At 57.4% G+C, this 9,730-nt stretch carries 16 protein-coding genes; 13 read left to right on the forward strand and 3 right to left on the reverse strand.

Features of this window, described 5'->3' with window-relative positions; translation table 11 throughout:
- Nucleotides 1-76: 76 nt before the first annotated feature.
- The 9 genes from ACA079_RS19685 (at nt 77) to ACA079_RS19725 (ending at nt 4,979) form a co-directional block, all read left to right on the forward strand.
- Entirely contained in the window at nt 77-325 is a 249-nt protein-coding gene (locus ACA079_RS19685; protein WP_497700591.1) for a hypothetical protein, read from the forward strand.
- Nucleotides 322-534 carry a hypothetical protein gene (locus ACA079_RS19690; protein WP_497700592.1) on the forward strand — a complete coding sequence of 71 codons (213 nt, stop codon included), beginning with the start codon at nt 322-324 and terminating at the stop codon, nt 532-534. The genes ACA079_RS19685 and ACA079_RS19690 overlap by 4 nt, the downstream gene beginning before the upstream one ends.
- A complete protein-coding gene (locus ACA079_RS19695) occupies nt 531-725 on the forward strand; it encodes a hypothetical protein (RefSeq protein WP_046047687.1) in 195 nt (64 codons plus the stop codon). Before ACA079_RS19690 ends, ACA079_RS19695 begins: the two co-directional genes overlap by 4 nt.
- Before the next feature lie 280 nt (nt 726-1,005).
- Nucleotides 1,006-2,154, forward strand: coding sequence for a coiled-coil domain-containing protein (locus tag ACA079_RS19700; RefSeq protein WP_497700593.1), 1,149 nt, complete (start codon nt 1,006-1,008; stop codon nt 2,152-2,154).
- A gap of 53 nt (nt 2,155-2,207) precedes the next feature.
- The gene (locus ACA079_RS19705; RefSeq protein WP_497700594.1) at nt 2,208-3,197 is read left to right on the forward strand and encodes a RecT family recombinase; all 990 of its coding nucleotides are present in this window, start codon (nt 2,208-2,210) and stop codon (nt 3,195-3,197) included.
- Nucleotides 3,197-3,859 (forward strand): lambda exonuclease family protein, encoded by a 663-nt coding sequence (locus tag ACA079_RS19710; RefSeq protein ID WP_497700595.1) that lies wholly within the window; start codon nt 3,197-3,199, stop codon nt 3,857-3,859. The genes ACA079_RS19705 and ACA079_RS19710 overlap by 1 nt, the downstream gene beginning before the upstream one ends.
- Before the next feature lie 2 nt (nt 3,860-3,861).
- Nucleotides 3,862-4,104, forward strand: coding sequence for a hypothetical protein (locus tag ACA079_RS19715; protein ID WP_497312412.1), 243 nt, complete (start codon nt 3,862-3,864; stop codon nt 4,102-4,104).
- A complete protein-coding gene (locus ACA079_RS19720; protein WP_497700596.1) occupies nt 4,101-4,562 on the forward strand; it encodes a hypothetical protein in 462 nt (153 codons plus the stop codon). The genes ACA079_RS19715 and ACA079_RS19720 overlap by 4 nt, the downstream gene beginning before the upstream one ends.
- A gap of 75 nt (nt 4,563-4,637) precedes the next feature.
- Nucleotides 4,638-4,979 (forward strand): hypothetical protein, encoded by a 342-nt coding sequence (locus tag ACA079_RS19725; protein WP_497700597.1) that lies wholly within the window; start codon nt 4,638-4,640, stop codon nt 4,977-4,979.
- Here the strand turns inward: ACA079_RS19725 and ACA079_RS19730 are convergent.
- Nucleotides 4,976-5,419 (reverse strand): hemerythrin domain-containing protein, encoded by a 444-nt coding sequence (locus ACA079_RS19730; protein WP_497341030.1) that lies wholly within the window; start codon nt 5,417-5,419, stop codon nt 4,976-4,978. The genes ACA079_RS19725 and ACA079_RS19730 overlap by 4 nt on opposite strands.
- Before the next feature lie 164 nt (nt 5,420-5,583).
- On the opposite strand from ACA079_RS19730, the gene ACA079_RS19735 reads away from it, so the two are divergent.
- The 3 genes from ACA079_RS19735 to ACA079_RS19745 all read left to right on the forward strand — a co-directional run bounded on the left by ACA079_RS19735 (nt 5,584) and on the right by ACA079_RS19745 (nt 6,699).
- Nucleotides 5,584-5,814 (forward strand): hypothetical protein, encoded by a 231-nt coding sequence (locus tag ACA079_RS19735; RefSeq protein WP_497700598.1) that lies wholly within the window; start codon nt 5,584-5,586, stop codon nt 5,812-5,814.
- A gap of 472 nt (nt 5,815-6,286) precedes the next feature.
- A complete protein-coding gene (locus ACA079_RS19740) occupies nt 6,287-6,448 on the forward strand; it encodes a hypothetical protein (protein WP_497630831.1) in 162 nt (53 codons plus the stop codon).
- A gap of 104 nt (nt 6,449-6,552) precedes the next feature.
- Nucleotides 6,553-6,699 carry a hypothetical protein gene (locus tag ACA079_RS19745; RefSeq protein WP_497700599.1) on the forward strand — a complete coding sequence of 49 codons (147 nt, stop codon included), beginning with the start codon at nt 6,553-6,555 and terminating at the stop codon, nt 6,697-6,699.
- 10 nt (nt 6,700-6,709) lie between these two features.
- On the opposite strand, the gene ACA079_RS19750 is transcribed toward ACA079_RS19745, so the two are convergent.
- Nucleotides 6,710-6,895, reverse strand: a complete 186-nt coding sequence (locus ACA079_RS19750) for a hypothetical protein (protein ID WP_497700600.1) — start codon at nt 6,893-6,895, stop codon at nt 6,710-6,712.
- A 79-nt stretch (nt 6,896-6,974) separates the two neighbouring features.
- Here ACA079_RS19750 and ACA079_RS19755 point away from each other — a divergent pair, with 79 nt between their 5' ends.
- Nucleotides 6,975-8,780: a DNA cytosine methyltransferase gene (locus tag ACA079_RS19755; protein ID WP_497700601.1), complete on the forward strand. Its 1,806-nt coding sequence runs from the start codon at nt 6,975-6,977 to the stop codon at nt 8,778-8,780.
- Between the two features lie 642 nt (nt 8,781-9,422).
- On the opposite strand, the gene ACA079_RS19760 is transcribed toward ACA079_RS19755, so the two are convergent.
- Nucleotides 9,423-9,725, reverse strand: a complete 303-nt coding sequence (locus ACA079_RS19760) for a hypothetical protein (protein WP_497700602.1) — start codon at nt 9,723-9,725, stop codon at nt 9,423-9,425.
- Nucleotides 9,726-9,730: the final 5 nt, after the last annotated feature.

Below are 9,730 nucleotides of genomic sequence, written 5' to 3' on the forward strand. Positions count from 1 at the left end.
GCCCAACGGCAACCAGCGGAACGGATGAGTGCAGCCGAGTTTTGTTGGATCAACACCCGCCACTCTGGAGGCGACCATGGCAACCAGCTATGCAGACGGAGCGCAGGCCCGGGAGTGGGATCGGCGCTACGACGCTTGGGGGCGCGAGAAGAAATCGCAGCCTGAAGAGTTCCACGATTACGAAGCTGAAGCACTCAAGCGCAACCAAGCACTGGCAGACCGCGATGTTCGCTTGCTTGCAGAGCGCAAGGCGAGTGCGAAACGTGTAGCCGCAGCGGTCGATGCCATCGGTGAGTTTTGGGGCTTGAAGGAGACGTCAGCATGAGCAGCCAGCACGATCTTGCTACCGGCATGCTTGATGGCTACATCCAAAGCATGATCGACCCGCAGTGCAGCGCCGTAGCGGTAAAGGCATCAGCCAACACCGCAATCCTCATCTTCCGCACGCTGAGCATCATCAGCGCCGACGAAGACGCCAAATACACCGAGCGTTTGCGCTGCACTTTTGATATGCGGCAAGGGAGAACGTCATGACCACCGCACCAGTGAAAACCCTGATCGACGAACAGCTTGACGACATCGAGCGCAAGATCGCCCTGCTCGGCTTCGGCCTGCCCTTCAACGAGGTGATCGGCCGCAAGCGCGAAGAGCTGGTCGTCAACCTGCCGCAGCGCTTGGCGCCGACCATGAAGGGTCGCCGGATTGCGGTGAGGGTTCGGTTGTGAAGACCTTCTACTGGATTCTCACCGCCGGCCTGGTACTTGTGCTGATGGCCTACAACGTCTCTCGAGACGCATCCAGCGCCTGCCAAGTGCCGCAGGAGATGACTTACCGGGTGCTCCGGTGACCAGTCGCCAGCGGGCACGACGCCTGCTGATCTGGCGCGGCTCTCTGCCTGTCCTCGCCCTCTTCGCTTTCCTGATGCTGCTCAGCGCCCTCGCTGATCGCGTCACTCAATAACTCTCACACCTTTCAAAGCTGCGCACCGCGCCGCAAGGAACTGTCATGTCCGCAAATACTAAACAAGCACTCGCGCAAGAAATGAACGAAACCGACAACGTACTAAAACCTGTAGTCCCTGCGGTTGCCGTCACCGACATCGCCGAATACCGGCCGCACGAAGAACAGATCGTTCGTCTGGAGACCACTTACGCGAAGCTGGTCGTTGACTGCTCGACCAGCGAAGGCTTGGCGAATGCGAAGGAAGTTCGCGTCGATATCCGAGACGTGCGCTATGCCCTGGCGAACACCACCAAGACGGCGCTCGTTCCCTATCAGCAGAAGGTCAAGGATGCCCAGGCGCGCGTGAACCAGGTTAAGGAATTCGGCGAGGCGCTGAAGGATCGAGTCTTGGCAATTGAAACGCCTGTCGACGAAGCAATTAAGGCCGAGGAAAAACGCGTAGCTGACGCCAAGGCTGAGCGCGAGCGTGTCGAGGCTGAACGTGTCGAAGCCATCCGGGCAAAGATTACCCGCTTCAGCTCTGTCGCTGCTGCATATGCAAGCCGTAGCGCTGCCGATGTGGCGGCCATTCTGCAAGGCGTCAAGGAATCGGTGATCCTGCCCGAAGAATATGCCGAGTTCGAAGCTGAAGGCACTATCGCTCGCGACAACGCTATTGATCAGCTTGAAACGCTGCACAAGTCTGCGGTTGAACGAGAAGAGGCTGCCGCCAAGCTGCTGGCCCAGCAGAAAGAACTTGATGAGCTGCGCGAGAAGCAACGCATTGCCGACGCTGAAGCCGAGGAGTTGCGCAAGCAACGCGCCGAGGAAGACCGCCAGCGTTTGAAGAAGCAGCAGGATGATCTGGACCAGCAGCGCCGCGATATGGAAGCACAGCAACGCCAACAGCGTGAGCAGCAGGAAGAGCAACAGCGCCAGCAGCGCGAACGCGACGCACAGTATCAACGTGACCAGGAAGAGCTGGCTCGTTTGCGCGCCCAGGCTGCCGCACCGGTTCCAGTCACCCCAGTGGCTACCCAAGTGGTCGCAGAGAAGGCCGAAGTCACGCCTATCAGCACACATGCGGCTGCTGAATCCTACGACGTAACTACGGCCGCCCCATCGGTTGACGACATTGTCGAGGTTGTAGCCCTGGGCTTCGACGTGGACCTCGACACTGCTCGCGCCTGGCTTCAAGCCATCCGCTTCTAACCACCCTTTCCATCTAACGGCCGACCCACTCCTTGTCGGCCACGGAGAGCGCAATGACTGACTCAGACACCCAAGCCCCAACTGGCCTTGCCACGTACCACGATCCATCGCACAACGCAGCTGCGCTCATTCTCGACCCGGGCACCATGAAGTCAATGAGCGACCTCGCACTGATGATGTCGAAAGGCGTGACAACAGTCCCCAAGCATTTGAAGGGCAATCAGGCTGACTGCATGGCGGTAGTGCTGCAAGCGATGCAGTGGCAGATGAACCCATTCGCTGTTGCGCAGAAGACATTCATCGTCAACGGCGGTGCGTTGAGCTACGAGGCGCAGCTCGTCAACGCAGTAATCACCGCCAAGGCACCAGTCAAGGGTCGCTTGAACTTCGAGTGGTTCGGCGCCTGGGAAAACGTCATCGGCAAGATGCGCGAAGTCACCAGCAAGACCAAGAAGGACGAGGACACTGGCGAGTTCAAGAAGTACCGCGTTCCGGCCTGGAGCTTTGACGACGAGAGAGGTCTCGGGATCAGGGTCTGGGCAACCTTCAAAGGCGAAGACGAGCCACGCGTTCTGGAGCTTCTGCTCACCCAGGTCCGCACGCGGAACTCTACGCTTTGGGCGGAAGATCCCAAGCAGCAGATTGCCTACCTGGTGACCAAAAAATGGGCGCGACTCTTCTGCCCTGACGTCATCCTCGGCGTCTATACACCAGATGAATTCGAAGACTCGTACGGAGGCGAAATCGATATCACCCCTGCGAAGCAGGCTTCAAACACTGCTGCCGCTGCTGGTGTGTCGTTCGGCCCGAAATCCCCGTCGCCGGAAATCGACGGAGTATTCGCAGACCTTTTGGTCGTCGCGAAGCAGCAGGACATCGAAGCCTATGCGACAGCCTGGGCAGGTCTCAAGCCTAAGCAGCGCGCAGCGATCGGCCTGGAATGCCACGAAGCGCTCAAGAACATGGCGGCAACCGTTGATGGCGACTTTACCGATATGACTGGCACCCACGACGGCCTGTCTCAGGCCGAGGAAGCGGCGTAGTGAGAACGGAACTTCAGGGCACTGAAAAGTGGCATGCAGACCGATCTGGCCGAGTGACAGCCAGCCGGTTTAAAGATGTGATTGCCTGGGGGAAGCCTGACAAAAATGGGAAGCGCGAGCCTATGGGGGCGCGCACCTCATACATGCGTGAACTGTGCTTTGAGCGTCTGGCAAAGAAGTCCAAGCACAACGTCAGCAGTGCTTCCATGAAGTGGGGTCACACCGAAGAACAGAAGGCTCAGGACGCCTACGAGATGCTAACCGGCAACATCGTCATACCGTCAGAGTTCATCGTCCACCCGAAGTACGACTGGCTCGGCTGCTCGCCAGACGGCCTGATCAACGATGACGGCGGCACCGAGTCGAAGTGCCCTTTCAACGAGGCGATACACGTCAAGACTTGGCTCGAAGGCATGCCCGAGGAACACATGCCGCAGGTCCAGGGCTGCATGTTCGTTACGGGACGGAAATGGTGGGACTTTCTGTCGTTCGATTCTCGCCAAGATGAAGAGTGTCAGCTCTACATCGAGACGATTCACCGCGACGAAGACTACATCGCCAACCTGCACAAAGAGCTGGTCCAGTTCAACCTGGAACTGAATCGCATGGTTGATGAGGTCGCGGACAAAGCCAGGGCGCAAGCCCATCGTTTAGGAGCCTGATCATGATCAGCAACCACCTCAACTTAGTCGAGCAGCAGCGGCAGAACGCTGAATCAATCTCCAACCGGATCGCCGAGTTCCTGGCCGCCGGCGGGCAAATCGCCCAATTGAAAAACCCACCACGTAACCCACTGCCACCTCCCCGCTCACAGAAAATCGACCCCGGAACGATCCTCAAGAGAAAGCCCAAGGCGTTGACAGCCGCTGATCGGAAAGCTCTCCGGCTAATGGCGGACTCACTATGAGCAAACGAAAGCCTCATAACCTCAAGGCTCGCATCGACCGCTCGTGTCGTTCGCTGCTGGCCACCAATCACGTCGCAGTGGTGAACATCGACCCCAGTGGTCGCCAGGGCATGATCAATTACAAGTCGCTGAAGAACATTGCTCCCGGGAAGATTGGCCAGGCAGTGTGTGGCATTGCCCATCGCTGGACGATCTACCTCAGCGCTCTCTGTATTGATGCTCGCGGCGACCGCTACAGCAAGTCGATTGAGGTGGCTCCAGACGGAGTCTATCTCTCCGACCACCTGGAAGACGTGATCGAGCGCTGCTACAAGGATTTGCGCGACTCAGCCAACCAAAGCCAGATGGTGGCTTCTGGCTGGATCGCGGTTCCGGAATCCTTGTCGCTCGACGAAGCTCACGCAGCGCGAATTTTTGAAGCGGTCGGGGCCTGGAATCAGGTCAAGGTAGCAGCGTGAGACGGTTCCGCGTTCAGCAACGAAAACGACAAACCTGGCTGGCGATGCCGGCCAGTGGCATAGAAGAGGTTGACCATGGCCAAGAGTGGACAAGAACGATCGGCGAAGGCCGCCGAGAAGCGGATCGAGTACGACGAGAAGGAATTACGGCATCGCTGCCGGTTGGGCACTCGGCAGAAGCTTGACGAGTTGATGGCCTGGAACGGCATCGAGGAAATCAACGAGGCGGTGCAGAACCTGATTCTAAACGCGCATGCCCTGGGCCCGAATGGGTCGGCCAAGGTGATGGCAATCCCGCGACACGAAATCGTATTTAGCGAAAACGTGTCGCGGGCATTTGAGCGGGAAAGCCTGCGCGAGCTAAGTAAAGACCCAGGCGACCTACCGAAGCACATGATGAATGCGCTCCAGAGTTAAGTGGCGGAAAGCTGCTCCTTGTATTCCTTGGTGTACCCAACAGCCAGCGACTCTTTCTGCTTATCGTCCAGAATCTTACCAGCCATCTGGAAGAACTTTTGCTCCTCCTCTTTCAAGTGGTGATGCACTTTTTCAGAGAGCTTTTTGGCGGTAACCAGCCAGCCGGGGGTGGACATCTCTATCTCGTCCAGCTGCTCCATCAACTCATCCATTTCGTGGTGTTCTGAAATGGCGTGACGACTCAAGTCAACGCCGTCGTCGTACTCCATTAGCGGCATGTAGAAAAAGCGCTCTTCCGCAGTTTCGTGAGCTTGGAGCTCAGATTTGAGCTGTTTGTACGCCTCGACGCGCTCCGGGCTTTCTCCACTGGTCTGGATAAGTGCATCAGCGTAGGTGCGCTGCCGTTCATGGCTCTCACGCAAAGCTTCGAAGATATTCAATGGCGTTTCTCCAAGATCACTTCCAAATACGGAAGCACTTCTGATTAGACCTCGAGCAAATACGGAAGCACTTCTGATTAGACCTCTTCGAGAGATCGCCGGTTCCACAACCACCCCACTGTCGCATCCGGTCACGGAGGGCGGCGCCTGACTGGATATATCCCATGAGCACATTCGCTGTGTTTGGCATGACCCGCGCTGTCGCCCTGGCTGAAGCCAAGAAGCGCACCAAAGGAACCCGCAAAAATGTTAAGGCGCCTAGCGGTGTCGAGCCGATACCGCTGACTGAATGGCTGGATCTGGTCGAGAAGAAGACCGAGCAAATAATGGGGGGGGTACGGTTCGTCAGCTCTCTCCGCTGTTTGATGCGCCTCAGTACGCTGAGCAGTTCATAGATCTGGCCCGCAAGACGATTCAGTGTCGCGACATGCTAATCAGATCGAAGAGCGTTCTGAACGACGCCCAAGGCAAGCCGATCATCAATCCCAAGACGAAAGCGCCAAAGGTTGGGTTCGCCGACTGGAAGCCCGCGAAAACCGAACAGGCCGCCTGACCCACCCTCACCCACTTGCGCTGAACGTCCTGGCAGGATTTCTGCCGCGCGGAGGGAATAAATCAACCCGTTTGAACGTTTCACTGATCCCGCGGGTCAACACGTACCTACTGGCCAGACGGATTTCTAACGCTGAATTGCACGTCATCCACGACGGGTACGTGTTCTTGGTCACTCAGGCGGAAAACCATCGCCCTCAGCATCATGTCGTTCTGTCCGGCGTCGCCCACGTCGAAGAGCCTCTTTCTGAGCTCGCTGACTCGAACGACCTTTGCGCTTTCCAACAACCCGGCTCCTAGCCCGAGGAATCCATCATGAAATACCAAGTCGTCGATCGCTCTATCAACGGCACCGCGAAGTTCGCAGTTGATACCGAGTGCGGAAAGAACGTGGATTCATTCTCGACCATCAAGGAGGCTCGGGACCATGCGGCATGGCTAGAATCCGAATATGAGCGGATCAGCGAGACTCTCTAGCCGCCGTCCCGCCCAAAGGAATAAACACCTGGCAGAGAATCGCCTATTACCTTTTTCCGCCAGGCTTGATCCAGCCTTGCTTCTTGGCCGGGGAGCCGCCGGCGGTGGTCGCGATACAGGAAAGCCGAAAGTCGATCCTGTACGAACTCAATCGAGCCTATGTGGCCATGGCTCAACGCTGGATCGCGGAGGCCTGGCTCAATGGCGCGACGCAGATGGACGTGTTTCACGATTCCGCGCCTTCCGCCTGACCCACCCCACCTATTGCGCTGAAGGTTCTGTAAATCGGTCTATCGCGTTCCTGTAGGTCGCAAGCTCGATGATCTGCCGCAAGCAAATGACGACTTCCAGCTTCTGCTTGTCGTCGGGGATCCCTACTCGCTTGAGCATCATTTGAGCGTCTTCCTCGATTGCCGCGAGTGCATCGATATCGCTTTGCAGTCTCATGTCGGCCTCCCGCCAGGCTGAGTTCGACATAAATAAATACCCCACTTCAACGAATCACGCCAGCCGGCGAGGATCCCCTATGTCCGCACAACAGAAAAAATCCCAGTTCATCCATGGCCAGCCGAGCATGGGACTGCCTTTTCAGAAAGAACTGGTGGTGGATCTGTTCGCCGGCGGAGGTGGTGCAAGTACAGGAATTGCCAAGGCTTACCGTGAGCCGGATGTCGCGGTAAACCACAACCCGATCGCCTTGGCCGTGCATCGCGCCAACCACCCAGAAACAGCGCATTACGTCGCCGACGTGTTCGAGGTCGATCCGGTCCTTGCTACAGGCGGCCAACCGGTCGGAATACTCTGGGCTTCGCCCGACTGTCGTCACCACAGCAAGGCGAAGGGTGGCGCACCGCGCGATCGCGGTGTACGCGGCTTGGCATGGGTGGTTGTCCGTTGGGCTCACGCTACGCGCCCGCGACTGATGTTTCTCGAGAACGTCGAAGAATTCTGCGACTGGGGGCCAATCGACGACGAAGGTCAGCCGATCAAGGCCGAGCGCGGCCGCACTTTCAAATCATTCATCGCCGCGCTCAGCACCGGGTTGGCCGCCGACCATCCGGACATGCCGGAGATCCTTCAATCCATCGGGGACTTCGTGCCGATCGAAAGTCTGGTGCGCGGCCTCGGTTACAACGTCGAGTGGCGCGAGCGCATCGCAGCCAACGCCGGAACTCCGACCATTCGCAAACGCCTGTACCTGGTAGCACGCAGTGACGGCAAGGCGATCGTTTGGCCGGAACCCAAGCGCCACAAAAAGCCGACGGCAAAACAGCAGCCTTGGCGCACGGCTGCCGAGTGCATCGACTGGAGCAATCTCGGCCGCACGATCTTCCGTGAAAGGCCGATGGCAGTTAACACAATGCGCCGCGTGGCCAAGGGCTGTTGGCGTCATGTGCTGACAAGCGCGAAACCGTTCATTGTCCCGATGCGCGGCACCTCGGAATCGCACACCAGCACCCACGGAGTGGACGAAGCGCTGTCGACCATCAGCGCCGGAGGCACACATCACGTGCTGATCCAGCCAGTGGCGGCGCCATTCCTCACCGAGTGCGCCAACGGCTCAGCGCAGCGCAACTTCAGCGCGGTCGAGCCGCTGCGCACGCAAGTCGCCCAGGTCAAGGGTGGGCACTTCGCGCTGGCCGCGGCGAACATGGTCACTCTGCGAAAAGGTTCGGATGGTGCTGATGTCGACAACCCCCTCGGCGTGGTCGCTACCAGCACCGGGCACCATGCTGTATCGGCCGCATTCTTCGAACAGGCGAACGGCGGGTACTACAAAGGCGACGGCCGATCGGCCTATGACCCGATTTCGACCATCTGCCAATCCGGCGCCAATCAGCGGCTCGTGAACGCCTACCTGGTGAAGTACTACGGAAACGAGAAGGACGGAATTTCGCTCAACGAGCCAATGCACACACTGCCGACGAAAGACCGGGTCGCAGTTGTCGAGACGGTTCAGGTGCCTGACACGCTAACGCCCGAGCAGATGGAAGGCGCCCACCGCTGCGCCGCCTTTATGCATGAATACCTGCCGGAACACTTCAAAGACCCGGCCGAAATGGTGATGGTCGGTGGCTATGTTCTGGTGGACATCACCCTGCGCATGCTGCAACCGCCAGAGCTGAAAGCGGCACAGGGTTTCGACCGGGACTACATCATCGACCGCGGGCTTTTCGTTGACCCGGTCACCGGCGCAGAGGAATGGCGCGACATCAACAAGACGGACCAGGTCCGACTGATCGGCAACAGCGTCTGTCCGGACGAAGCCGAAGCCTTGGTCAGCGCCAATGCCGCAGACATCATCGAGCTTTACCAGCGCCTTGCCGCTTGACTCACCCCCACCTATTGCGCTGAACGATATGGTCTTTATCCAGCGCTATACCGCATTTGGCTCGACGACATTTTGCTGAAAGGGTGATCTCCGAGATTTGCTTCTCTGTGCAGCTCATAGATCATCGTTCTGCATGCATCGAAGCACGATCGGACATTAGCGTTGGTCAAGCTCATCTGCCACCCAACGGGGATTTGCTGCTGATGCGGCCATATCATGTCTTCAGACTCCATGGAGAATTTGTGTGTCTCTGTTCTCCCGTGGGCCATCGTATTTCTGAATTCAATTGCAGACTCTACCAATGGATATGCATCTTTAATGGATATCCCTGACAAGCCAACTTTTTGCCTGAGTAGTCGATACTTACTCCAAATACTAGTTTTTTTGTCGGTGCCGTTATTCCACTCCGGATACCCTTTAATCTCCCCAAGATGATTGAAATAGGCCTCGACAAGAAAGCTGCTTAGGACCATGGCATTTAGCAAGTGGTAACTTCTTCCCTCCTCCTGCTCCTCTGCGGTTGTGAGCGCTGCTCGAGCTCCAACGTGAAAAAACGTGTAAGTGATAACCGTAGTTTCACCGCTTACCATCCCAACCATGTTGAATCCTTATTACTCGAGTTTGACTGATTATCGTAGCACCTCACTGCGATCCACCACTGAACAGATCAAGCAGTCCAGTTCGGAACATCACATCGGCTAAACGGATCAAAGCTGCAATCAGGTTTAGCCATTCGGTTATTCGTTTCATGCAGTAGAACTCCAGCTTCGTTGGGAGCCCAAAGATGTGGATGGTCACTTCATTGGGGTTGGCCATCACAACTATCGGGACGATCAGTACCCGGCCTGTGGTGGCCATGCTGTTGATTTTCCCGCTGAAGCTTTGTCTCTTCCTCTTGGGCTTTTTCCAATTCACCCCTCCCACCGCCCGGGCATGACCCGGCATAGGAC

Source organism: Pseudomonas sp. LBUM1645, from assembly GCF_059716185.1.